Raw genomic sequence first — 24,651 nt, 5'->3', positions numbered from 1 at the left:
GGAAAGAATTTAAAGTGTATTAGAATCTTTGTGAATTGGTATTACCTATGCTTTTTATGCCAGAGGAGAGGCGGTGATTCTTTCTTGATGGAATGCCGTATTTGGTGAGAAGAACTGTTTGAGTTGCGCCAACGCATATTGGTTAGCAAATTCACCAAATGATTCGTTAACATTTATGCGTTTGATTTGATATACCTTTAACATTTGTTCTACCAATGCAGGCAATTCATCAAAGCTGACATATTGGTAGAGTTCGCGGCCAAATTTTTGATTGCTGTCACCATTACCAATATAAATGTGATAACTCGACCTCTTGCCATTACTGACACCGAGCAAGGTGATATCACTTTTGCTATGTTGGGCGCAAGATTTTTCGCAGCCGCTAAAGTGGATATTAACTGGGCAATCTAAAGTCAGGCGAGTTTCGAGATACTTGGCTAATGCTAATGCATGACCTTTAGTATCTGTAGCAGCAGCAGCACAACCCCGGCTACCAGAACAGGCAACTAATCCGCTTTTAATATTGTTGGCTGAGTAATCTAAGCCTAAAAATGTAATTTCTTTTTGGACATCAGCAAGCCTTGTTTGGGGAATATCAGTAAGCAGCAAATTCTGCCAAGGAGTTAACCTCAAAGTACCACTACCATATCTTTGGGCTAAATCCGCTAAACCCATAATTTGCCTACTCTCCAAGCGACCAAGAGGCAACACAACGCCAATATAAAATAAACCTTTTTGCCGCTGGGGATGGATGCCGATATGCTGATACTGGTTATCTGAACTTTCTACAAAAAGATTGGAGAATTGTCCCTCCATTACCTGATCTTCTGTGGTGAAAAGAGCAAAAGGCAAACTTTTGTCTACTTCCTGTAAATAACTTTCACAACCCAAATCATTAACTACTTCCCTCAGACGTGCCTTGCGTCTACTATTTGTATCAATATGATTTAAATAAACATTAGCCAAAGCAGCCAACACTGGCAAACATTGCTCAGGTGAAAGTAAAATTCCCGTTGCAACAGGTGGCTTTCCTTTTACGCCGACACTTAAATGAAGGCGGAAGTAAACTTTACCATCAACTAAAACCGCAACAAAGGCGATATCATTGAGGCGATCGCTCACTCGAACTATTCCACCACCGTCAAAGCAAACGCTAAATTTGGCAGACAGTCCTGATAAAGCTGGATGTGCCTCAATATAATCATTCCAACTTTGGACAAAAGGACGGGTATCAATCACCTCTTGAGGATCAATACCAGCCGTAGGACTGGTCATAATATTACGGATGTGGTCTACAGCAGTGTTGCGAGAACCTAGCCCCATATCCTGGAGATACTTCAAAACTGCGGTACTGAGCTTGCCATCAATCTCACGGATTTGGATATTAGCGCGGTTCGTCACATCAACATAACCACCGCCATACTGGTCAACTATATCTGCGATCGCCCGACATTGTTGACTATCAAGAATGCCACCGGGTATTCTCAGGCGAGACAATGTACCATCTTGAGCAGGTGTGGTGTAAAATAACCCAGGACAGGGAGTTAATCCAGACAGCAAAACTCAGACTCCTTCTCTGTGCGACGCAGAGAGTAGATAATAAATATGCCATAAAGACATTGCTGGAGTTGGCATTCTGACTCGGAAAGAAAAAAGTGAATCCTAACCTTTACAGCTGCGGCACAGTCCCGGAATCTCACCGGAGTTTCCCAACCCCAAGCCTTAGTAATTTAGCATAAGAAAGTAGTCAGACCTGCATCCGATATTTTTTTTAACGGTAACAAAGCCACACACTTAGGCTTTGCCTAAATCCTCATTCCTGAGATATTGAAACTTAAAACTCCTTATCCTCTCTGCACGGCAGTCACTCATGGGGGAAACCCCCAAGACCGTACTGCCTTGCCTTTGCGCCTCTGCGTGAGATAAAATGCATCCCATAAATCAGCAATACCGTTAAATATCTCATCCTCAACAGCGAGTTACCCTAGAAAGTGTCAAAATTAAATGAGTTTTGCGTCGGCACTCAGCGACTTATCGCTATACATAACGCAGATTTGAGATTACTAGAGTGAAATTTATGGGCAAGCAGCGCGTTCTTTCTGGAGTTCAACCAACGGGTAATTTGCATTTGGGTAACTATTTCGGAGCCATTGGTAACTGGGTAAAAGGTCAAAGCGAATACGAAAATTACCTCTTCGTTGCTGATTTGCACGCGATTACAGCACCACATGACCCGACTAAGTTGGCATCTGATACCTACACCCTAGCGGCGCTCTATCTAGCTTGTGGTCTAGATTTACAGCATTCCACTATTTTTGTACAATCTCACGTTTCTGCTCACAGTGAACTCACTTGGTTACTCAACTGCATTACACCCTTGAACTGGTTGGAAGATATGATCCAGTTCAAAGAAAAGGCTGTCAAACAGGGAGAAAATGTCAGCGTCGGCTTGTTAGATTATCCTGTGTTAATGACATCTGATATTTTGCTTTATCAAGCTGATAAAGTGCCAGTGGGTGAAGACCAAAAGCAACACTTGGAATTGACACGAGATATTGCCGCGCGATTTAATCATTTATTTGCTAAACCAGATCAGCCAGTACTGAAGTTACCAGATCCTTTGATTCGTAAGGAAGGAGCCAGGGTAATGAGTTTGGCAGACGGGACACGCAAAATGTCTAAGTCTGATCCTTCCGACTTGAGCCGAATTAATTTACTAGATTCACCAGAGCAAATTCAGTACAAAATTAAACGTTGTAAAACTGATCCGATTCGTGGTTTGACCTTCGACGATCCAGAGCGTCCAGAGTGTAATAATTTGTTAACTCTATATATGCTATTTTCTGGAAAAAGCAAAGAAGAAGTAGCCGCTGAGTGTCAGGATATGGGTTGGGGGCAATTTAAGCCCTTATTAATGGAAAGTGCGATCGCAGCTTTACAACCAATCCAAGAAAAATATCAAGCAATTACAGAAGACAAAGGCTATTTAGATTCTGTGCTACGCGATGGTAGAGAAAAAGCTCAAGCGATCGCTAATCAAACTTTAGCAGATGTAAAAGCTGCTTTGGGCTATTATTTGCCTGTGTAAGTCAAACAAAAGGGCATGGGGCATGGGAAAGAAGGGGTAAGGGGGAAAGGGGAAGGGTTAAAGGGTTTGTTTCTTCATCCTTTACCCTTTACCCTTTAACCTTTTCCCCCCTCTTGTTGCTTCCCCTGCTCCCCTGCTCCTCTGCTCCCCTGCTCCCTGCTCCTCTGCCTCTTCTGGTGATAGTTTCTCTTTAAGGTGTGATTTGTTTTACCCTTGAAGAGAACTAAATTATCAATGTTATGGACAATAACCATAGCTATAGCTATAACAATTTGAATCATTTCCGTAGAGCCACGCAAGCGGGAGAATTTTTAGTTACCGCCGAGGTAGCACCACCAAAAGGAGGAAATCCAGCACAAATGCTGCAAATGGCGGCGACCCTTAAGGGGAGGGTTCATGCCGTCAACATTACTGATGGTAGCCGCGCTGTATTACGGATGTCTTCATTAGTGGCATCAGCAATTTTATTGCAAAACGGCATTGAACCAATTTGTCAGATGGCTTGCCGCGATCGCAACCGTATTGGTTTACAAGCCGATCTCATGGGCGCTCATGCCTTGGGTATTCGTAACATTTTAGCTTTGACTGGCGACCCAGTAAAAGCAGGCGATCATCCCGATGCCAAAGCTGTGTTTGACTTAGAAGCTGTGCGATTGCTGCAATTAATTCGTAAATTAAATCAAGGCGTTGATTGTAACGAAAAACCTTTGAGTGACGAAGCGACAGATTTATTTGCAGGTGCAGCCGTAGATCCGCAATGTGCAAGTTGGTCAGGTTTACAAAGTCGATTTGAACGCAAAATAGAAGCCGGAGCGCAGTTTTTTCAAAGTCAATTAATTACTGATTTTGAAAGACTAGAAAAGTTTATGGATAAGATAGCTTCTACCCATAAAAAACCAATTTTGGCAGGAATTTTTTTGTTGAAGTCAGCGAAAAATGCTCAATTTATTAATAGGTGCGTTCCGGGTGTAAATATCCCCGAACATATTATTGATAGGTTGGCACAAGCCAAAGAGCCGCTTGCAGAAGGCATGAAAATTGCAGCGGAGCAAGTACAAATTGCGCGGCAATTATGTCAGGGTGTCCACATGATGGCGGTGAAGCGAGAAGATTTGATTACACCAATTTTGGATTTAGCTGGGGTTGCGCCAGTTAATTTGATGGTAGCGAAGTAAATCAAGTTAGCGATCGCATTTCTTACTGTATCAGAGGAAGTGCGATCATTCTATAACCTGAAGTCTAAGTCTTTAACTGATTGGTATGAGAAAAACTCACGTTGATTTGTATCGTATGGGAAATGCAACTTCTTCTAGGATAGATAACATTCGTTCACAAGACATTGGAACTTACAAAGAAGATGGTGATATTTAGATTGTTGCAGGTTTAGGTGGAATTTCAACCTTTGCTGTTCAAGGAGTTGGTAGACATTGGACAAAGGAACTAATATTCCCAGCGAACTCCGCCTGGTTAATGATTATGGCAATCACTGGTTATGGGAACCAAGCTTGTAATTGATTTTTTTGCACAAGCTCTAATTGCTGACTCTACTAATTATCAGTCTCGCCCTTCTTTGCTTCCTCAATATTAGACCTGAATCCTTACTTTTTGAGAATAACTTTATTAAGAACTACCAGTTTAATATTTATGAGTAGCCTAACGTTTACTCCAGCGCATAAACTAGCGCAGATGATTCGCGATCGCACTGTTTCTGTTGTTGAAGTTATCAATGCTCATCTGCATCAAATCGCTAAACACAACAGTAAGCTGAATGCCGTTTGTACACTGGATGCAGATAATGCCCTTGTCAGGGCCAAGCTAGCAGACGAAGCTTTAAGTAAAAAAGAAAACTGGGGAGTTCTGCACGGAGTTCCAATCACGATTAAAGATATTTTTGAAACAGAGGGACTATTAACCACAGCAGGTTACATTCCTCTTAAAGACTATGTACCTCAACAAGATGCTAGCGTTGTGGCAAGGCTGCGGAAAGCAGGAGCAATCATCCTGGGAAAGACGAATATGGCGGAATTGGCTGGTGATTACCAAAGTACAAATTCTTTGTTTCCACGAGTCAACAATCCTTGGAATCTGGACTACACTGCTGGGGGTAGTTCTGGAGGTAGTGCTGCGGCTGTGGCAGCAGGACTTTCAAGCTTGGATTTAGGCAACGATATTGCGGGTTCAGTGCGTCAACCTGCTCATTTCTGTGGTGTGTATGGTTTGAAGCCTACAGATCGCCGGATTTCTACAGCCGGGCAAATTCCAGAAGTGCCTGGAATGCCAATATGTCTTCGGCAAATGATTACAGTGGGTTGTTTTGGGCGATCGCTTGAAGATATTCGGCTATGCTTTTCATTAATCGCAGGTGCTGATATTCGCCGTCCTGATGTCCCGCCAATTCCATTAGATACGCCCTCTGGTAAGTCTTTGCAAAATCTCAAAATTGCTTGGAGTGATGAATGGGCAGAAGTTCCGGTTGCATCCGAAATTGGCTCGGCAATGGCTGCGATCGCCCAAACACTATCTCAAGTAGGTGTCCAAATAGAACATTGGTTTCCTAAAAAATTTGAGCTATCACAAATACTCAATCTTTATGGACGGATGGCTGCATACATTAACATCTACGCTCAACCAATAGATCAATATAATGTGCGTCGAAGTTTGCAGCAGATATTTCGCACTGCCACCCAAGGCGATAAAGAACTCCGCAAAATGGGAGATTTCAGCCGCCTTCTACCAGAATTATTGAATCCCAGCCTAAAAGGATATTTTGAGGCACTCACCGAACGCGATCGCTTCATAGCCGAAATGGATGAGGCATTAGAACCTTGGGATGCTTGGCTGACTCCTGTTGCAGCAACTTCTGCTTTTACTCATCGAAACGCTTGGAGTGCTATTGATATTGATGGCAGATCTTACCCTCATGCTGTGGCCAACGGAGCTTATACTATGCCATTTAATCTAAGTGGGCATCCTGTTGTCGTGATTCCAATTGGACAAACTCAAAACGGCTTGCCAATTGGGATGCAAATTGTTGGTAAGCGGTGGTGCGAAATGGAGTTGTTGGCGATCGCAGACAAGCTTGATCGAGTCATTAATGCTTTCCGAAACCCACCGGGTTACGATTAGGTCAAAATCGCTCCACCCATTAGTCGCTCATACCGATACTTCAACTCTGCTTTCATCAAAGTCCAACGCTCTAAAGTTACATCGATCTCTATCACCTTCTCTGCTGCTTGCCGCGCCAGAAGTAATATTTCCTCGTCTTCTACTAAACTAGCTAAGGTAAAATCTGGCACTCCTGATTGCCGAGTTCCCAGTACTTCCCCAGGGCCACGAAACCGCATATCCATTTCTGAAATAAAAAAGCCATCCTGGGACTGTTCCAATACCTTCAACCGTTGTTGAGCATCGGGACTTCTAGTACTGCTCATCAACAAACAATAGGACTGAGCCGCGCCTCGACCGACACGCCCCCGTAGTTGGTGTAGCTGAGATAAACCAAATCGTTCCGCATTTTCAATCAGCATTACTGTGGCATTCGGTACATCTACACCAACCTCAACAACAGTGGTAGAAACTAAAATTTGGGTCTCGCGATCGCGGAATTTGGTGATTGTTTCGTCCTTATCGGCTGAACTCATGCGACCGTGCAGTAATCCCACTTGAAAGTCTGGAAAAATACTTTCTTGTAACTTTTGATGCTCCTCTACCGCCGATCGCAAATCTAGTTTTTCTGATTCTTCTACCAATGGCAACACCACATAAACTTGCCTTCCTTGGGCAACTTCGCGGCGAATTAAGTCATAAGCTTGGGTGCGTTGCTGCCCTGTTAACATAGTAGTCTGAATCTTTTGCCGTCCCGGTGGCAGTTCATCAATTTGACTGACATTCATATCTCCATGTATTGTCAGTGCCAGTGTCCGGGGGATGGGAGTAGCAGTCATAGTTAATACATGGGGTTGTTCGCCTTTTTGTTGTAATAGCGCCCGCTGTTTGACTCCAAAGCGATGCTGTTCATCAATTACTACTAAACCCAATTGCTGAAAGTTGACGGTATCTTGAATTAAAGCGTGAGTTCCCACCAACAAAGGTAGTTCACCAGTTTCTAGTTGAGAGTGAATTTCTCGCCGTTTAGCAGCTTTGGTGGAACCTGTGAGTAATTCTACTGGTAAATGTAAAAGGTTAAACCAACTGACTAACTTGCGATAATGCTGTTCTGCTAACACTTCTGTAGGAGCCATGAGTGCTGCTTGATAACCAGATTGAATTGCTGCCAAGATGGCAATTACAGCCACAACAGTTTTACCAGAACCTACGTCACCTTGTACTAAACGATTCATCGGTGCAGACTTTTGTAAGTCGTTGAGAATATCGTTAAGAACTCGTTGCTGTGCGTTAGTTAGTTGAAAGGGCAGAATTTCGTAGAATTTTTCAATTAACTGACCCTTGGGAGCAAGAATGGCACTAGTTTGAATTTGTCTTGCTTGCTGTTGACGTTGCAGTAAACCAAGTTGGAGGTAGAAAAATTCGTCAAAGACTAAGCGACGACGAGCAACTTGTAAGGTAGCGCTATCATCAGGGAAATGAATATTAGCGATCGCATCCTTCAATTCCATCAAACCATATTTTTCGCGCAAACCTTTAGGCAAAGGATCTTTGAGATGAACTGCGGCTGGCAAAACGGTAGTAACTGCCTGTCTCACCATACTTGCCATCACTCCCTCGGTTAGGGCATAAATTGGCACTACCCGCCCAATCGTTAGTGACTCAATTGCATCTCCTGGATTTGCCAAAACTTCCAATTCTGGATTATCCAGGGTCAAGCCATATTTACTACCTTTGACCAACCCACACGCTGCTAGAATACTACCTACTGGATAGCGGCGTTTTAAACTTTCTTGCCAAGCACGACTAGTAAAACGCGCACCAGCAGAAAAGCGACTAATTTTAATTTGACCTGTATTATCTTTTAATATCAGTTCTAAAATTGATAATTTCTGATTTTTCGGGCTAGTAAAACAATTACAACGCTTCACGGTGGCTACTATTGTTACTGTCTCACCCGCCTGTAACTCACGGATATTTACCTGACGTGCATAGTCAATGTGGTCGCGGGGATAATAGAACAACAGATCACGCACAGTATACAAATTCAAAACTGCCAACTTATCAGCTTTTCTAATGCCAATTTCTGGTAAATCACTCAGTTTTTGATCAATTTTTGGCGCAAGTCTTTTACTCACCTCCGCAACCATAGGAGATGTAGGATTTTTGACTTGAGATTGATAATTTCTTTTCTGTTCCCCTGCTCCCCGGCCACTGAGCGAACTTGTGCTGAGCGTAGCCGAAGTAGTCGAAGTGCTGCTCCCTGGCTCTTTTTGCAGTTGATAAAGATATCTACGAGTTTCTGCTACTAAATGTTGTCTTTCTTCTAGTACCAAATGGGGATAATTAACAAATTGCCCAGCTAATTCTTGCCAACGGCGGCGTTCAATAGCAGGTAAGATTGTGGGGAATTTACCAAAAGTCAGGCTGAGAAATTCACTGAAGCGGTATTGCTTGCCCATCAAATCGGTAAAGCCGTGTTCAGCCTCTACTGCCAAGGCTTTATGTAATCTAATCCAATCTGGCGTGTCATTAGTCATTGGTTATTACTGTTTGACTCTGGATTAATCCTCAAACCAACTAGCACGCCATGCAGCCTCGGCTTCAGCAATTGATCGCTCTCGTTGCTTTTTTTGATACTCTCGTCCTAGCTTGTTTAGCTTACCTAAAATATTGCGAATTTGCTTGCGGTCAGATGAAAGTGCCACATCGGCAAATTCAATTTCCCCTAGCCTGAGATTAATCGCCATCAGCTGTGTCAGCTTGGAGTCTTCTGCATCTTGCTCATTTTCAATTTCAATTACCAAATTTAAAAGGTTAGGTGGCCCTGGCATCACCTCGGCAGATGCTTCTGAGGCTGCTGCTGCTGCTTCTAAAATGGGTTTTGGTAATTTTTTGGATAAAAGATCAGCTTTTTGTAATACCAGATTAGCGTCATGGGAGACTTTTTTCAGAGTTTGTTGTGTCTGATGTTCTAATCCCTGTTGCCATTTTGCTAATTCTACGGGGTTAGAAGGGTCAGGGGATGTTAAGTAACGGGGTGATGGGGTGTATAGTTCTTCTGGGTTGCTTACCGTGGAGCTAATCTCTTCCCAAAGGGTAGGGCGTAGACTTTCTTCATCTGTTAATTTCTCATCGCTCTCTTCATCAGTTAGCAATTCTCTGTCTTCCTCACTTTTCATCAAAGCGAGCAATTTCTCAGCTGCCTGTTTACCTAATTTACGGATAGCTTGTTGTAATTTTTGCCGCTGATTTAATGACAAACCTAAGAATTTTTCGGGATACCCTTGAGTACACAAGTGGTAACTAGCCAGAATCAACTGTTTTTGTAAGGCTTGCCCCAAAGTAGTTAGATAACTGGCATAAGCGCTATGAAGTTCTGTTGCGATCGCCCGGATCTGTTCTTGCAGGGCTGCGATATCCTGCTCAATTCGCTCAATTGCTCTTGCCATATCTTCTTTTGATAGCTCATCTCAACCTTAGCATGGTACAAATGTACCTATTTATTTTCAAATAGTCATCCAAAGGACTTTAAATTTTATATTTAACTATGCGTCAGTTGTCAGTGGTCAGTGGTCAGTTGTCAGTTGTTTGGGTAGAGTTTTTATCAATATCCTGATCCTGATAACGAATAAAACAGGTCAGCACAATTTAATTTGACTGACCTGTTATTGCAATAGTTATTAAGTTAAGAGTTATGAAGCAAAGTTTCTGCTAACTCCTAACTTCAATTACTTGTTACCCATTTGTGCAGCAACTTCATCAGCAAAGTTACTTTCTTGCTTTTCAATGCCCTCGCCCAGCACATAACGTACAAAGCGATTGACTTGGATCTCTTCGCCAACTTGAGCCTTAACTTGCTTCACCAAGTCTTCTACAGAAATACTTTGATCGCGAATGTAGGGCTGATCCAGCAAAGTCATTTCTTTCAGGCGTTTCTCGATCCGTCCCTGAACAATCTTTTCTTTGATGTTCTCTGGCTTGTTAGCCAAATCATCTCGCCCCATTTCAATGTCTTTTTCTTTTTGGGCAATTTCAGCCGGAATTTGATCTACGGTCACATACTCGACATTCGGGCAAGCCGCGACTTGCATAGCCGTATTCCGTGCCAAGGCTTGAAATTCTTCATTACCAGCTGCTGAGTCAGTTTTTGAGTTAAGTTCAACCAACACACCAACACGACCGCCAGTGTGAATATAGCTATCTACTACACCTGGTTTACCTTTTGCTAGCGAAAAACTGACGAAGCGACGCACCTGAATGTTTTCACCAAGTTGGGCTATGGTTTGCTTGATGAATTGTTCTACAGTGACGTTTTTATCTTCAATGTAGGGTTGAGCTAATAAAGCCTCAACACTATCAGCAGTTGTTGCTTGCTTGGCTAGATTCTTAACTAAAGCTTTAAAAGCTTCGTTACGGGCGACAAAATCAGTTTGGCAGTTAACTTCTATAAGTACACCTACTTGACCATCAGGCTGAATGTAGGTGTCTACTAGACCTTCTGCCGCAATGCGATCGCTTTTTTTACCCGCCGAAGCGATGCCTTTTTGTCGCAACCATTCTATGGCTTTTTCTATGTCGCCTTCAGTTTCTTTTAGCGCCTTTTTGCAGTCCATCATGCCAGCACCAGTTTTTTGGCGTAGCTCTTGGACGAGTTTTGCAGATATTTCCGCCATGTTGCCTCAATTCCTAACTTGACCTAGAGTTGTAATCGCTCACAGGTGTTGAGTATTTCTATCTTACTCAGGACGGTGTCAAGTATGAAGGATGAAATTTCATCCTTCATAACTAAAGTTATTCTTCTCCCTCTTCGTCGTTGGGAACTACTGAGTCGGTGTACTCGGTTTCGTCGTAATCGTAATCCTCGTCACCGCCTTCGTAATCTTCGTAGTCGTCTTCTGCATCCAATTGACCGTGACGACCTTCATAAATGGCATCTGCTAATTTGCCAACTATCAACTTAATTGACCTGATAGCGTCATCATTCGCTGGAATCGGAATATCTACTACATCCGGATCACAGTTTGTATCTAACATCGATACAATTGGAATCCCTAATTTTTCGCATTCTTGAACTGCGTTATATTCCCGTTTTTGATCGACAATCACCACAATATCAGGAACTTTCCGCATTGTTTTAATGCCACCTAAATATTTCTGAAGCTTTGCCATCTCCCGACGCAGCATCGAAGCTTCTTTCTTGGGCAATAATTCCAACGCGCCACTTTCTTCACGGCGTTCTAAATCTTTGAGACGGTCTGCTCTGGTTTTGATGGTCGCCCAGTTGGTGAGCATTCCCCCCAACCAACGTTGGTTGATATAATGAGAGCCACAACGAGCAGCTTCTTGAGCGATAATTCCTGCTGCTTGCCGCTTAGTGCCAACAAACAGGAATTTTTTGCCTTGCTCCGATTGAGTTCTCATGTACGTATAAGCATCTTCCATCAATTGGGCAGTTTGCACCAAATCAATGATGTGTACACCATTGCGGGAAGTGTAAATGTAAGGAGACATTTTCGGGTTCCACCGCCGGGTTTGATGCCCAAAGTGAACCCCAGACTCCATCATCTGAGCCAAAGAAACGACTGGCATGTATTTTTTTCTCCTATTCGGGTTAAACCTCCACCCAAGCGTATTTCCGTTCGTCAGGAAACACCCGAATTCTTAGGTGTGCGAGATTAGTCAACTCTCCTAGGTTAACATATATATGTTTTACTGGGTCAGTTTGCCCATAAAATTTACTGTAGGCGCTCATTCTTATGATGCTTTCTGCATTTGAGCATAAGCTTCATAAACACCTTTAACGTTATACCAATTTAGAAAAATTCGAGCAGTTTCTAAAGCTAATTGAGGTCTACCTAAATTAATCAACCAACGCAAAAAAGGAGCCATCGTCTTTTCATTAAGTGCGCCATTGAGTGAGAGGATACCCCAAAGTAAACGATGCAGCCAAGTCATTTGAATCATCATCCTTACTTCCCAAGTAGGATGCTTTTGATAAAATAAAACTCCCATACGTCCGCGTTGAATTTCTTTTTCTATTAAGCTGGGAATTTGTTCTAATTTAAATGCTGGATGCCAGTGATAGCCAACAGCAGCCGGACATTTAATTAGTTTTAAACCTAAGTTTTTTAATCTTACTCCTAATTCCAAATCTTCCCAACCATAAAGGTGAAAGCTATTGTCAAAAAGTCCAGCTTTTTCTAACCAATGTTTAGGAATTGCAACGTTTCCTGTGGCAAAAAATGCGGCTGAAAAATCTGTGATTTTATAGGGTTCAGCAGTAGGATTATCGAAGTTGCAAGTATTAATTACTGCACCGTAAGTAAAAAAGCGATCGCAGTCTAATTGCTTTTGTCCTGCTACTAATGCATTTGCATGAGCTTGTAAAAAATCTTTTAGTACCACTAAATCACTATCAATAAAGATAATTGTATCACCCTGCGCTTGTTCTACTCCTAAATTTCGTGCTGCGGCTGGGCCAGCATGGTTTTGTTGAAACCAACGTACATGAGGAAACTCGTCTTTGTGTGCCGCTAACCACTTCAATGTGCCATCAGTAGAACCATCATCTATCAAGACAACCTCGTAATCACTGACTGAGCTGGAAGTACTGAACTCCTGCGCCTCCAAAGCGCGGAGACATTTTTCTAAAATCGGCTGACGATTATAAGTCGGTATCACAACACTGAAAAACACAGTCTCACCCACAATATTACTTATCTCCAGGATAGGACAGCAAGGTATTGTACACTGTTCCTGACGTAACTTTAATTCAAAATAAATAAACAAGTATTATTATGCTCAATAGTCCCATTCTAGACTTACGCTCTACCGCTATCGAATTTTTAAAACAAAGTCCCTTAAAACGTCTACAAATTCTCCAAACATTAGGTATAGCTCGTTATGATTTCTTAACTCAAATGCGTCTTAATGAAGCAAATATAACTTGTATAATGCGATTTTTTCAAAATCCCAGCCAGCTAAAATTTCCCAATTTAGTCGGGGCAGATTTATCTGGTTTAATTTTAGATGAAGTCAACTTTATCCGGGGAAATTTATCAAGAGTTAACTTGCAAAATAGTAGTTTATTAAATGCAGACTTGTTATTTGTCAACTTTACCAAAGCCGATTTAAGAAATGCTAATTTACAAGGTGCAACCTTAAATGAGACTATTTGGTTGGACACTTTAGTTGTAGGATGTCAGCTTGGCTTTGGTATTGGCTTGACCGAATTGCAACGTAAAGATTTACAAAGACGAGGAGCCATATTTAACTCTTCAATAGATGATTAATGAAAACACAAAAATTTGAAATAGTTTAAATTAAATTGATGAATAATTCAATTAATTTACCCCAAAAACTGATGTTGTTAGGTTCAGGAGAACTAGGCAAAGAATTTGTAATTGCTGCTCAACGTTTAGGAAATTATGTGATTGCTGTTGACCGCTATGCCAATGCTCCTGCTATGCAAGTGGCTGACTGTTTTGAAGTTATTTCTATGCTTAGTGCTGATGCTTTAGAAGCTGTAGTAACAAAGTATAAACCTGACTTTATTATACCAGAAATTGAAGCTATTAGAACAGAAAAACTTTTAGAGTTTGAACAAAGAGGAATTACAGTTATTCCCACGGCGGCGGCTACTAACTATACAATGAATCGTGACAGAATTAGGGAACTGGCACATCAAGAATTAGGTATTAGAACTGCTAAGTATGGTTATGCAGAAACTTTAACAGAATTGATTGCTATTTCCAATGAAATAGGGTTTCCTAATGTAGTTAAACCCGTAATGTCTTCTTCTGGTAAAGGTCAGTCTGTGGTATCATCCCAGAGTGAAGTAGAAAAAGCTTGGAATTATGCGATCGCTAATTCTAGAGGTGACAGTCAAAAGGTAATAGTCGAAGAATTTATCAACTTTGAAATCGAAATTACTTTACTAACAATTAAACAGTGGAATGCACCGACAATCTTCTGTTCTCCGATTGGTCATCGTCAAGAAAGAGGAGATTATCAAGAGTCGTGGCAACCAGCAGGTATTTCTGAAGACAAAATATTACAATCTCAACAAATAGCCAAAAAAGTCACAGATGCTTTAGGTGGAGCCGGAATTTTTGGTGTTGAATTTTTCATCACCCAAGATGAAGTTATCTTTTCCGAACTTTCTCCCCGACCCCATGATACAGGAATGGTGACATTAATCTCACAAAATCTCAACGAATTTGAACTGCATCTCAGAGCTATTTTAGGCTTACCAATTTCCCATATAGAACAGCTAAGTGCATCAGCTAGTGCCGTTATTTTAGCTGCTGAAAAATCAGATTCTGTTGCATTTACAGGTGTCGCTGAAGCTTTATCTGCAAAAGATGTTGATATTAGGCTTTTTGGTAAACCCAGCGCTCATCCTTATCGCCGTATGGGAGTAGCTTTAGCTAAAGGTACTGATGTACAAGAGGCAAGAGCAAAGGCTACAAAAGCAGCCAGTAAAATCACAATTGTCTAGTTGATTTATCCTATTAATAGCAGTAAATAAACGAAAGTTTGTAGGGTTTTAACTCTTGCCACCTTTACTATAGACCATGATGGGGAGTAGGTGTGAACGATAAGCAAACAGAAATTTTTTTTCAAATTCATCAGAGTTTACCTAGAGAAGGCCCTGGTAATTCTGAATCAACAAGAAATGCTTTTCTTCAAATGATTGATTTGCCACAAAATCCAAATATTTTGGATATTGGCTGTGGGACAGGCATTCAGACTTTCGATTTAGCTAGCCTGACAAGCGGAAAAATTGTTGCTATTGATAATCATTCTATTTATATTGATGAACTTAAACAACAAGTGCTTCAAAAAGGATTGTCAGACAGAATCCAAGTCATCAATGCTGATATGTTTACACTTGATTTTCCTAACACAAACTTTGACATTATTTGGGCTGAAGGTGCAATTTATATTATCGGGTTTGAAAATGGGTTAAAACAATGGAGACCCTTACTTAAACAAGGAGGTTATTTAGCAGCTTCCGAAATAACATGGCTCAAACCATATCCACCAAGTGAAATCAAAGAATTTTGGGATGCAGGTTATCCTGCCATGCAAAATATCGAAGGTAATTTGCAAATTATCCGAAATAGTGAATACAAAATTATTGACTACTTTGTATTACCTGAATCAGCGTGGTGGAATGACTACTACAATCCCCTCGAAGAAAGATTACAGGTATTAAAAAAACATTACCAAAATGATGCAGAAGCTCTAGAAGTAGTTAATATGGAACAACTTGAAATTGATCTTTATCGAAAATATTCTGAGTATTATGGTTATATATTCTACGTTGTTCAGAAATTTTCAATTTAGCTTCAACACTTGCATGTAGAACTTACGCAATAAGTTTCTGAAACTCCTATTTCTCTTTGTCCTATGCGGTTAGATTTTCTGTTACTTATGTGTATGTAAGTCCTGGAATGTTTGAATAATTTTTTAATACTTTAAAATCCCAAATCAACAGCAATGCGATGGGCGCAAGCAAACCCAGAAAATGCGACTGCATTTAAACCTTGACCAGGAAAGGTACTATCCCCCACACAATACAGTCCGGGGATAGCTGTGCGATTAAACGGCATTCCTAATAACCCCCGCAGCTTGCGCCGAGGAATCGGCCCGTAAGTGCCATCCTCTCGCCCTAAAAAGCGGCGATGGGTACGAGGTGTTCCCACTTCCAGATAATCTAAGCCAGCATCTAAACCAGGAAAAATTTTCTCTAATCGGTCAATTATTTGCCAAGCTGCCTCTTCTTTCTTGGCTTCATACTCACTTGCAGACAATCCCTGCCAATCGTCAATCCAGTGGGGCGTAAAAGCATGAATGATGTGATATCCTGCTGGTGCTAAATCTGGGTCAAGCAATGTAGGAATCGAAACAAAGATTGTACCTGTCGGTGCTGCCATTTTTTCCCAATCTTCTAAAACTATGTGATGGCACTCTGTTCCAGTTGGTAACACTGACTGTTTCACCCCGATATGTAAACTCAAAAAGCTGGGTGATTTTTGATATCTTTGTTGCCACTTTTTCTCATTATTAGGTATTTTCTCTACAGGTAGTAATTTTTCAAATGTATCCCAGCGTGTAGCATTTGAGACTATGCGCTTACCTCGATAGACTTGGCCATTAGCTAATTGTACGGCTACAGCTCGTCCCTGCTCTGTAATAATTTTCGTAACTCTGGCTTGGTATTGAATTTTACCTCCAGCTTTTTCTAAGCCCTCTACTAATTTTTGAGCGATTTGCCCTACCCCTCCTTTGGGATAGTTAACTCCGCCATAGTGTCTATCAGAAAAGACCATTCCCGCATTAATCATTGGTGTCATGTTAGCTGGAACCACCGACCAGCAGTAACATTCCATATCGATAAATTTCAATAACTGGGGGTCTTTAATGTAGCGTCGTGCGACATCTCCAACATTTTGAGGCAAATACTTAGCTAAACCAAGACACGCTAAAGGATGCTGAAAAAATACCCGCATTAAATACCGAGGTTCTTCTAACGACAGCAAATCTATAGTGTTAAGGCAATTGAAAACTTTCCAGCATTCGTCATAAAAGCGACGAATCCCCTTTTCTTCATGGCGAAAATAAGCAATAAGATTTTGCAAAAAATTATCATAAACTCGGTCAACTTTGATGTCTAATCCGTTGGGTAGGTGATAGTGAATCTGTACAGGGTCAGTAATTGTCTGTTGATTAACATTGACCGCTTTAAGAGCACGAGTGAGTAAGTTAGTTGTGCCGTTGTCTCCCAACCCAAAAATCATTGATGCACCCACATCAAATCGATAGCCTTGACGTTCAAAGTAGCCAGCACTACCGCCTGGAATTAAATAGCGTTCTAGTACCAGCACTTTTGCTTTCTTTGCTGCTAGCTGGGTTGCTGTTACCAAGCCGCCAATACCAGAACCAATAACAATCACATCAAATAAAGGATTTGAGGAGGAGGTAGTGGTGTTAAAGGTTGGATACATAAAATTTAGCTATTGCATAAAATTAACCAAGAAAATAGTACTGTATATTACTTTTACTTGTATAAATAATACGCAATAAATTATTCCTATTCTTTAATTACAGGACTTACGCAAAATTAATTGCTCTCAAACTCTTAATTCTTTGTGTTCTCCCGTTCGCGTAGCGTCTTTGATAGGAGAAGTTTACTCAACGTGGGGAACCCACGCACGTAAATTCTCTCTGTGCCTCTGTGGTTTAATTTTCCGTTACCTGTGCGTAAGTCATAAATTAGCTGCTGCATATCAAAATATTACAAAAGTTTTTGGCTTTCAAATCCTCAGCTAGAACTGATTACACACAATTAAAAACTCCTCTATTTTGTTGTTTATGCCATAAAAAAGAGGGACAAGCCTGCTACCGCTGGCTAATCCCGTCTGCCGATCCTTAAAGAGAGGAGAACACTGAATAATAATATAACCTTGATTGAGAATAGATGTCAACTATTAATGAAAAAGATTTTCAATAAACTTGGCGGTGCTAATTTTAGCGTTCAGCAGTACGCGCAAAAGAGTATGATGATGTTTCAGTTCTAGTACAATAAAAGTGCCTATTTCTGGCTATGATGCCCCAATTGCGTGTTTATGTTCCACCTCATCCTTTAATTAAACACTGGCTGGCAGTTGCCCGCGATGCTGCTACACCTTCAGTATTATTCCGCAGTGCCATAACTGAGTTAGGTCGATGGCTAACTTATGAAGCTGCACGAGAATGGTTGCCAACTTTAGAAACAATGGTGCAGAGTCCGTTAGATTCCTGTCCCGCAACTTTGATTAATCCTGAGATACCTGTGGCAGTTGTGCCGATTTTAAGAGCAGGGTTAGGATTATTGGAAGGAGCGCAAACTTTATTGCCTTTGGCTTCGATTTACCATCTAGGCTTAGTGCGAGATGAAGAGACTTTGCAACCTGCGTGTTATTTGAACAAGTTACCAGAAAAATTTGATCCGCAAACACGAGTGTTAATTACCGATCCGATGTTAGCAACCGGAGGATCGATTATGACTGCAATGGCAGAATTGACACAACGGGGTATTGATCCAACCTTGGCGCGGATTGTTTGTGTAGTCGCGGCTCCCCCAGCATTACAAAAGTTAAGTGCTACATATCCTGGTTTGATAGTTTACACAGCGACTATTGACGAGATAGTGAACGACAAAGGATATATTGTACCTGGATTAGGAGATGCAGGCGATCGCATCTTTGGTACTTAAGTTAGTATGCAGCTAAGGAAAGTTGCAAGGTTTCTTCAAGGGGGTAAAGTATGAGTCAGCGTGACGGTTTTGCCAGTGGGTTTTTAGCAGGGGCTTTTGTTGGTGGCGTAGTTGGTGGTATTGTAGGAGCGGCGATCGCTTCTAGGCGCGATGGGGAATTATTAACTGAGGAAGAGTCAGAACTGACTGATAACCCTGCCAAAACAAAGAAAGTGTCAGTAAAACGCCGTCAAATTTTAGCCTCGGATAGTGAGGGTATGGAAATGGAAACCGCTAGGCGATCGCTAGAAGATAAAATCGCCCAACTTAATGCCACAATTGACGAAGTGCGGAAACATCTGGGTAATGTCAATGGCAATTCATCTGCGTCTGTAAATGACCCTTCTCTTACCACAGATTCCTAAATTATTTCATGTTAAGTAAAGGTGTTGATGTGGTTAATACGGCAATAATCTACAAACATCATGGCGTAGACTAAATTAAAATCAATAATAAGACCATTTTGAGACTTAACAGGAAAACAAGCCATCCATGAATTTACTGATTACCACACTCGTTACCTTCTTAACGATTTATAGCTACTTACTAATTATTCGGGTTTTATTGACTTGGTTCCCCGCTATCAACTGGTACAATCAACCATTCACCGCTTTGAGCCAAATTACTGACCCTTATCTGAATCTGTTTCGCTCAATTATTCCCCCATTGGGTGGTATGGATTTTTCCCCTATCTTGGCTTTCTTGGCGCTTAGTTTTGTAAGTAGCTTACTCAGTAGTTTGGCTACCTTGCCACTTGTACAGGGATTTTAAGTACTTTTCATTTGTAGAGACGTTAAATTTAACAGCGTCTCTACTTTACTTTTAGAGAAAAGGGGCTAGGGGCTAGGGCTAGGGGCTAGAGTAGTATTTTATCTATAATCAAACCGCTATATTCATGCCTACTTACTTCATCTTGGACTGAGATCCAAAATTTACTTATCTACGAACTTTGCCGCTAAACCCAGTTGCTTTAAACTGTTTCAACTTTAAAGGTAACGACTGATTGGCTGGTACAGAAATTCTTAATTCAAAATCGCTGATACCTGGTGGAACCTCAGCAATCGAACCAAGTCGAGTCCGATTTTGTAATACCGGGTTGTTACTGGCATCATAAATGCGCCCGAAGATATCTGCATCATAAACGGTTTTATTAGTGCCATTTTCCGCTTTGCCAGTAACAATAAAGCAATTAGCAGCTGCACTACCACTGCTAATCACAGCCCCTTCGGCTAGTTCTGGTGGACAATCTTTGTAGGAGACATGAGAAAGTTTAATCTGTGTCAATGCTATGGCAGAGGGAGTAAACGCCCACGATAGAAAGGTGACGAAACAAGCAATAAAGACGGCCGTGAGTGAGCGCAACCGCATAGAACACCCCGTGATTTAATCTAACAATATGCAACTTATAACCCCAGCTTACCTGAATTTAAGTACTTGGGGATTGTAGACTGGAATTTAGCATTTGTAATAATTAAGGAAATCAAACCTTAAATTGCTATTAACTTATGACTCCAGATGAGATTGAAACAGCCTTGCAAGCAGCCTTTAATAGTTGCGATGCAGCTAGCTGTCCTCTCACTGATATTCAAAAACAGATATTACTGCAAGTAATTGAGCAAATTCAGGGAAACTCTAAATCTCGAATGTCAGATGTAGCTAATCCCTTAGATGATCTGACACCAGAAGAACTAGAAGCATTTCTAGAGTTCGTCAAAACACAAGAACAACAAAACCGCACCTGGAAAGTGCAATTACTCAACGACTGGCTGCACGACAATGACTCTGGAGAAGTAAAATTTGTTCGCCAACGCTATGGTTTACAATGGTTAAATCGTGTCGAATCGTATCATTTTGATAAATATTCTTACTTTGAGGATGCCCTGAAATTAAGAGTAGGCGATCGCATTGAAGTTTCTAATGCAATGTGGGAATGGGTACAAGAAGATGGCCCCTGTAAGCGGGAATGGTTTAGTTGTATCGTCCTTGAGGTTAATGAAATTAGCAATGGTGATGATTCTTCTACCAATTGCGTTGTCCGTTTCTACAGCGGCGCTGAGTATGAAATTCAAGGCATCTATGAATGGAATCGTTATAATTGGCGCTGGCCTCAATAATTCGTAATACTTCGACTACGCTACTTCGGCTACGCTCAGCACAAGTCAGTACGAGTAACGCTCCTGCGTCGCTAACGTAATTCGTAATTATTGGTTGGACACTGCCCAAGCTAAAAATCTTTCGGTGTAATATAGCGTTAATTGATTGCTTACACCACTGAAAACAGCATCAAAAGCATGTTCTGCCCAAGGAATGTCGAGAAAAACCGCGGTGTTACCAGACTGAAGTAAACGCTTGTACATTTGTCTGCCAAATCGTGATTCTACTAAATGATCGCGATCGCCGTAAACTAATAAAGTTGGTGGTACTGGGTGCGTCAAATAATTTATTGGTGAAGCAATTTGATACTGATGGGGTAATTCTTCAACAGAACCACCAAGAAATGTTCTTAACACAGCGCGGGTGTTGATCGGATCTGGACTTGGCGGTGATTTGTATCCTTCAGTTAAGTTAACAGGCCCGTAATAGTTCACTACAGCGCGGATAGGTGGTGCATCCGGCTGATAAGCCGCAAGCATGGCTAGGTGCGCTCCCGCAGAACGACCTAAAATTACCATACGTTCTAAATCTGCTTCATATTCCGTTGCATGTTTACGAATAAAATCAAGGGCTGTACGCACGTCATCTAATTGAGTTGGAAATTGATATTTAGGTGCATGTCGATAGTCAATCGCAAATACTGTATATCCACGATTAGCCATATATTGATTAAATTCAGCATTAGCTCTAGGATTGCCACGTTGCCAAGCTCCCCCATAAATTACTACCAATGCTGGATATTTTCCTGTCTCTGGAGGCTGGTAAACTTCCATTGTTAAAGGTACTCCCGCAGGTGTAGCAAAGACAATATCTGTTTGATGACGCGTTCTACCTAATGGAATACCCCCAAAGAAATTAGCTAAATTAAAAGGATAAATTTGCATTTTAGCTTTAGCTGAAGCTGGGATTTGCTTGAGATAGTCTGCTCCCAATCCTTGTTGCATCGCCCTAGCCATTTGCATTTGAGTTATTGGGATACTCACCAGCACCCATCCACAAATTAGCAATCCGATTAAACTGATAATGCAAGTTAAACGCTGTAATTGACGGCGACGGATGCCAAAAAAAGCAAGTAATAAAGAAAATAAATTTAGTAGAAATAATCCAGGACTGATTTCTGGCGCTCCCACTCCTAAAGTTAGTAAGAGCATATTGGGAGCAGGAAGAATAATCCAAGCACTGAGAAATACACTGCCAAAACTCAGCAATAATGCCAGCCATGATAAAAATATTTTGGGTTTAGAAAACATAGATGCAATATTTCGATAGCTGAGGCTTCGATGACAGCATATATGCTATCATAACAACATGGCGATTAAAATTGTGGTTGATACCAGCGTTTTTATTAGTGCGCTTATTAGTTCTAAGGGTTCCAATAGAGAACTGATTCGACGCTGCTTGAAAGGCGAATATCAGCCTTTGATGGGAAATGCTTTATTTTCTGAGTATGAGTCAGTCATTCAGCGATCAGAAATTCTCGCCAAATGCCCTTTAACTAGTGCAGAAATTTCTGCTTTACTGGCATCATTTATGAGCGTGAGTCAATGGATTTATATTTACTACTTATGGCGACCTAATTTAAAAGATGAAGCTGACAACCACTTAATTGAATTAGCGATCGCTGGTAACGCTCAAATTATTGCCACTCAAAATATCAGAGATTTCCAAAATGCAGAATTGTTATTTCCTAACTTATCAATCGTAAAACCCGAAGAAATTATTAGGAGTTAAACAAAAATGGCTACTTTAACTATTCGTTTACCAGACGAAAAACACAACAGATTAAAAGAACTTGCCCAAGCCAAAGGCATAAGTGTCAATAAGCTAATTGAAGAACTTTCCACCATCGCTCTAGCGGAATTTGATGCTAATACCAGATTTAAAGCAATGGCTGCAACTGGGAACTCAGAAGAAGGCTTAAGAATACTGGCTAAACTTGATGCTCTGGCAGAATAGAACCGATGGGGGTAATCATGGCGAACCCGTAAGGGACAAGTTAAAAGAAGATTTAGCTTGGGTAGAGTGATTTTTAAGCAACTCGGCGTTGAGTCGAGACCTATGTAAAAACAGAAATCAAGACTGGAAAAGCTTGTTATTTATACGCCTGTTTTATCCCATAGGTATGCACTTGCGCTATATGGGCTTGCGCGCTGCCAGAATTAAAAACAGCGGAATACGCTTTCGCCTTTCGTAGGTTTGCACGTCATGAAAGTGCTGGCGTTGCGGATGTGCTTCGCGTAGATTTCCAATGAGAAATCCAGCTTCTTGGAGGAGATGGAAATAATCTTCGACCGTGCGGTGATATTTTTGCACCGTGCCGCCTAGCCAATCGGTAACTCGCAGTCCGGTCGTAAAATAATTATCTACGACCCAATCTTGGCGGAGTGTCCCAGCTGTCCAGCCACGGTCACACGACGTGATTACAGGATGCTCAACCGAAAAGACAAACTGTCCTGCTGGTGCGAGTGCATGAAAGACATTAGCGCAAATTGGCGCGAGATCAGCGACATAATGTAGAGCAAGTCGGGCAATAACCAGATCAAATGCTGCGTGCGGATACGTCCAATGCTCAATAGTCTGCATAATAATCTGACCAGCCGTGTGAGCAAGTGTTTGGGTCGCAACAGCAGCCATCTTTTGCGAGCCTTCGATACCAAGGTAGCTTGCCGCGCCATACTGGAGGAGTTCTCGCCCAATTGCTGCATCGCCACACCCCAGATCAAGGATACGTTTGCCAGTAATCGGTTGGATGAGGTCTATCATCACTGGCTTTTCCAGCGTCTCGTTCGGCGTATCTACACGTTGACGATGGCGTATGTAGTTTGTAAAAACTACCTCATCGTCATAAAAGTTTGAGCCTGCCTGCTCCATACGTGCCGTTCCTTTGTAGTACGCTGATGAATTTCAGCGGCATATTAGCAGATCAATAGTAAAATCTAAGTAATACAAAAAAACATAAAAATTTTAATCTAAACCTAACTGATTTTTTAGTGCTTGGCGCATCACATCTACAGGCACTATTTCTGTTTGCAACCAAATTTTTAAGGCTGCAACTCCTTGTTGAACGAGCATTTCTAAGCCATTGATCGCAATTACACCATGTTTTTCTGCCAGTTGCAAAAATCGCGTCGGCTGAGGAATGTATATCAAATCATAAGCGATCGCGTCAGGCGGCAAATTTTTAATTTCATCGGCACTTAATGGCGACTCATCCACTTGGGGATACATGCCGATAGGTATTGTATTTACTAATAAATCTGCTTGATAAATCAGTTTTGCTAGTTCATCCCATGTACCAACTTGCAAATTCTCTTCTATGGGTGAATTGCTCCAACTATTGCAGAATGCCTGTAATTTCTGCACATTGCGCCCCAACACATAAATTTTGGCAAAACCCAGTTGATGACAACCTGCTACAACTGCTCTGGCTGCGCCACCATTGCCTAAAATAACAGCCGTTTTATCACTCCAATCTCGTTGATATGTTGTTTGCAAAGGGGCGATAAATCCCTCTATATCTGTATTCGTCCCTACCCACTGATGAGCTTGACGACTAACGGTATTAACTGCACCTATAGCTTGGGCGATGGGAGTGATTTCCGATAAAAACGGCATAATTGACTGTTTATGAGGTATTGTAACGCTAAAACCGACAACCCCAACAGCCGCGAAACCTGCGATCGCAGCTTCTAAATTTTCTGGCGCTATAGGAAAAGGCAGATAAACATAATCTAATCCCAAATGAGCGATCGCGGCATTATGCATCACTGGCGACAGCGAATGTTCTACCGGATGTCCAATTACTCCTAAAAGTTTCGTTTTGCCTGTAATCATAATTTTGTCAGTAGTCAGTTGTTATTGGGCATTGGGCATTGGGCATGGGGCATTGGGCATTGTGAAGAGGAATTGGGGACAAGGAGAATTGGAGAATTTTGGAAATAACTGTCTCCTTGTCTCTTTCTCTCCCCCTGCTCCCTGCTCCCTGCACCTTGTCCTCTTC

Annotated in this window: 23 protein-coding genes and 1 riboswitch; of the genes, 12 read left to right on the top strand and 11 right to left on the bottom strand. The window is 41.5% G+C overall.

The genetic code is table 11. From position 1 onward, the window contains the following. Window positions 1-54: 54 nt before the first annotated feature. On the bottom strand, window positions 55-1,560 hold the full coding sequence (gene cobG, locus QI031_RS16520; RefSeq protein ID WP_281480756.1) for a precorrin-3B synthase: 1,506 nt from the start codon (window positions 1,558-1,560) through the stop codon (window positions 55-57). 49 nt (window positions 1,561-1,609) lie between these two features. Next, window positions 1,610-1,733: riboswitch (cobalamin riboswitch) on the bottom strand. A gap of 344 nt (window positions 1,734-2,077) precedes the next feature. Between cobG and trpS the strand changes: the two genes are divergently transcribed. The 3 genes from trpS (at window position 2,078) to QI031_RS16505 (ending at window position 6,214) form a co-directional block, all read left to right on the top strand. Next, complete coding sequence (trpS, locus tag QI031_RS16515; RefSeq protein ID WP_281480755.1) at window positions 2,078-3,088, top strand: tryptophan--tRNA ligase; 1,011 nt, start codon at window positions 2,078-2,080, stop codon at window positions 3,086-3,088. A 239-nt stretch (window positions 3,089-3,327) separates the two neighbouring features. After that, complete coding sequence (locus QI031_RS16510) at window positions 3,328-4,263, top strand: methylenetetrahydrofolate reductase (RefSeq protein ID WP_281480754.1); 936 nt, start codon at window positions 3,328-3,330, stop codon at window positions 4,261-4,263. A gap of 469 nt (window positions 4,264-4,732) precedes the next feature. Further along, window positions 4,733-6,214 (top strand): amidase, encoded by a 1,482-nt coding sequence (locus QI031_RS16505; RefSeq protein WP_281480753.1) that lies wholly within the window; start codon window positions 4,733-4,735, stop codon window positions 6,212-6,214. On the opposite strand, the gene recG is transcribed toward QI031_RS16505, so the two are convergent. The 5 genes from recG to QI031_RS16480 all read right to left on the bottom strand — a co-directional run bounded on the left by recG (window position 6,211) and on the right by QI031_RS16480 (window position 12,892). Continuing rightward, on the bottom strand, window positions 6,211-8,733 hold the full coding sequence (recG, locus tag QI031_RS16500; protein WP_281480752.1) for an ATP-dependent DNA helicase RecG: 2,523 nt from the start codon (window positions 8,731-8,733) through the stop codon (window positions 6,211-6,213). The two genes, QI031_RS16505 and recG, sit on opposite strands and share 4 nt — an antisense overlap. Before the next feature lie 24 nt (window positions 8,734-8,757). After that, entirely contained in the window at window positions 8,758-9,645 is an 888-nt protein-coding gene (locus QI031_RS16495; RefSeq protein ID WP_281480751.1) for a hypothetical protein, read from the bottom strand. A 279-nt stretch (window positions 9,646-9,924) separates the two neighbouring features. Continuing rightward, window positions 9,925-10,869: a translation elongation factor Ts gene (gene tsf, locus QI031_RS16490; protein ID WP_281480750.1), complete on the bottom strand. Its 945-nt coding sequence runs from the start codon at window positions 10,867-10,869 to the stop codon at window positions 9,925-9,927. A 118-nt stretch (window positions 10,870-10,987) separates the two neighbouring features. Beyond that, window positions 10,988-11,785: a 30S ribosomal protein S2 gene (rpsB, locus tag QI031_RS16485; protein WP_281480749.1), complete on the bottom strand. Its 798-nt coding sequence runs from the start codon at window positions 11,783-11,785 to the stop codon at window positions 10,988-10,990. Between the two features lie 165 nt (window positions 11,786-11,950). After that, window positions 11,951-12,892: a glycosyltransferase family 2 protein gene (locus tag QI031_RS16480; protein ID WP_281480748.1), complete on the bottom strand. Its 942-nt coding sequence runs from the start codon at window positions 12,890-12,892 to the stop codon at window positions 11,951-11,953. 101 nt (window positions 12,893-12,993) lie between these two features. On the opposite strand from QI031_RS16480, the gene QI031_RS16475 reads away from it, so the two are divergent. The 3 genes from QI031_RS16475 (at window position 12,994) to QI031_RS16465 (ending at window position 15,547) form a co-directional block, all read left to right on the top strand. After that, entirely contained in the window at window positions 12,994-13,488 is a 495-nt protein-coding gene (locus QI031_RS16475; protein WP_281480747.1) for a pentapeptide repeat-containing protein, read from the top strand. Window positions 13,489-13,526: 38 nt separating this feature from the next. Then, window positions 13,527-14,696, top strand: a complete 1,170-nt coding sequence (gene purT / locus QI031_RS16470; RefSeq protein WP_281480746.1) for a formate-dependent phosphoribosylglycinamide formyltransferase — start codon at window positions 13,527-13,529, stop codon at window positions 14,694-14,696. 92 nt (window positions 14,697-14,788) lie between these two features. Then, window positions 14,789-15,547 (top strand): class I SAM-dependent methyltransferase, encoded by a 759-nt coding sequence (locus QI031_RS16465; protein ID WP_281480745.1) that lies wholly within the window; start codon window positions 14,789-14,791, stop codon window positions 15,545-15,547. A 131-nt stretch (window positions 15,548-15,678) separates the two neighbouring features. Here the strand turns inward: QI031_RS16465 and crtH are convergent, their stop codons facing one another. Continuing rightward, complete coding sequence (gene crtH, locus QI031_RS16460) at window positions 15,679-17,208, bottom strand: carotenoid isomerase (RefSeq protein WP_281480744.1); 1,530 nt, start codon at window positions 17,206-17,208, stop codon at window positions 15,679-15,681. A 599-nt stretch (window positions 17,209-17,807) separates the two neighbouring features. Here crtH and upp point away from each other — a divergent pair. From upp to QI031_RS16445, 3 genes are all read left to right on the top strand, one after another. After that, on the top strand, window positions 17,808-18,458 hold the full coding sequence (gene upp, locus QI031_RS16455; RefSeq protein ID WP_281480743.1) for a uracil phosphoribosyltransferase: 651 nt from the start codon (window positions 17,808-17,810) through the stop codon (window positions 18,456-18,458). A gap of 50 nt (window positions 18,459-18,508) precedes the next feature. Beyond that, a complete protein-coding gene (locus tag QI031_RS16450; protein WP_281480742.1) occupies window positions 18,509-18,862 on the top strand; it encodes a ssl2009 family thylakoid membrane protein in 354 nt (117 codons plus the stop codon). Window positions 18,863-18,989: 127 nt separating this feature from the next. Next, window positions 18,990-19,268 (top strand): YggT family protein, encoded by a 279-nt coding sequence (locus tag QI031_RS16445; RefSeq protein ID WP_281480741.1) that lies wholly within the window; start codon window positions 18,990-18,992, stop codon window positions 19,266-19,268. A gap of 165 nt (window positions 19,269-19,433) precedes the next feature. On the opposite strand, the gene QI031_RS16440 is transcribed toward QI031_RS16445, so the two are convergent. Next, window positions 19,434-19,865, bottom strand: coding sequence for a biotin carboxylase (locus QI031_RS16440; protein WP_281480740.1), 432 nt, complete (start codon window positions 19,863-19,865; stop codon window positions 19,434-19,436). 137 nt (window positions 19,866-20,002) lie between these two features. On the opposite strand from QI031_RS16440, the gene QI031_RS16435 reads away from it, so the two are divergent. Beyond that, window positions 20,003-20,611 (top strand): hypothetical protein, encoded by a 609-nt coding sequence (locus tag QI031_RS16435; protein ID WP_281480739.1) that lies wholly within the window; start codon window positions 20,003-20,005, stop codon window positions 20,609-20,611. A gap of 87 nt (window positions 20,612-20,698) precedes the next feature. On the opposite strand, the gene QI031_RS16430 is transcribed toward QI031_RS16435, so the two are convergent. Then, window positions 20,699-21,901, bottom strand: coding sequence for an alpha/beta hydrolase (locus tag QI031_RS16430; protein ID WP_281480738.1), 1,203 nt, complete (start codon window positions 21,899-21,901; stop codon window positions 20,699-20,701). Window positions 21,902-21,959: 58 nt separating this feature from the next. Here QI031_RS16430 and QI031_RS16425 point away from each other — a divergent pair, with 58 nt between their 5' ends. Then, on the top strand, window positions 21,960-22,382 hold the full coding sequence (locus tag QI031_RS16425) for a putative toxin-antitoxin system toxin component, PIN family (protein ID WP_281480737.1): 423 nt from the start codon (window positions 21,960-21,962) through the stop codon (window positions 22,380-22,382). A 6-nt stretch (window positions 22,383-22,388) separates the two neighbouring features. Next, window positions 22,389-22,607: a toxin-antitoxin system HicB family antitoxin gene (locus QI031_RS16420; protein ID WP_281480736.1), complete on the top strand. Its 219-nt coding sequence runs from the start codon at window positions 22,389-22,391 to the stop codon at window positions 22,605-22,607. Between the two features lie 177 nt (window positions 22,608-22,784). On the opposite strand, the gene QI031_RS16415 is transcribed toward QI031_RS16420, so the two are convergent. Both QI031_RS16415 and QI031_RS16410 read right to left on the bottom strand, forming a co-directional pair. After that, window positions 22,785-23,522, bottom strand: a complete 738-nt coding sequence (locus QI031_RS16415; protein WP_281480735.1) for a class I SAM-dependent DNA methyltransferase — start codon at window positions 23,520-23,522, stop codon at window positions 22,785-22,787. 93 nt (window positions 23,523-23,615) lie between these two features. Next, the gene (locus QI031_RS16410; protein WP_281480734.1) at window positions 23,616-24,485 is read right to left on the bottom strand and encodes a shikimate dehydrogenase; all 870 of its coding nucleotides are present in this window, start codon (window positions 24,483-24,485) and stop codon (window positions 23,616-23,618) included. Window positions 24,486-24,651 lie beyond the last annotated feature (166 nt).

Source organism: Halotia branconii CENA392 (genome assembly GCF_029953635.1).
Classification (GTDB): Bacteria; Cyanobacteriota; Cyanobacteriia; order Cyanobacteriales; family Nostocaceae; genus Halotia; species Halotia branconii.
The sequence above is the reverse complement of the archived record's forward strand: the minus strand, read 5'-3'. Positions and strand labels throughout refer to the sequence as shown.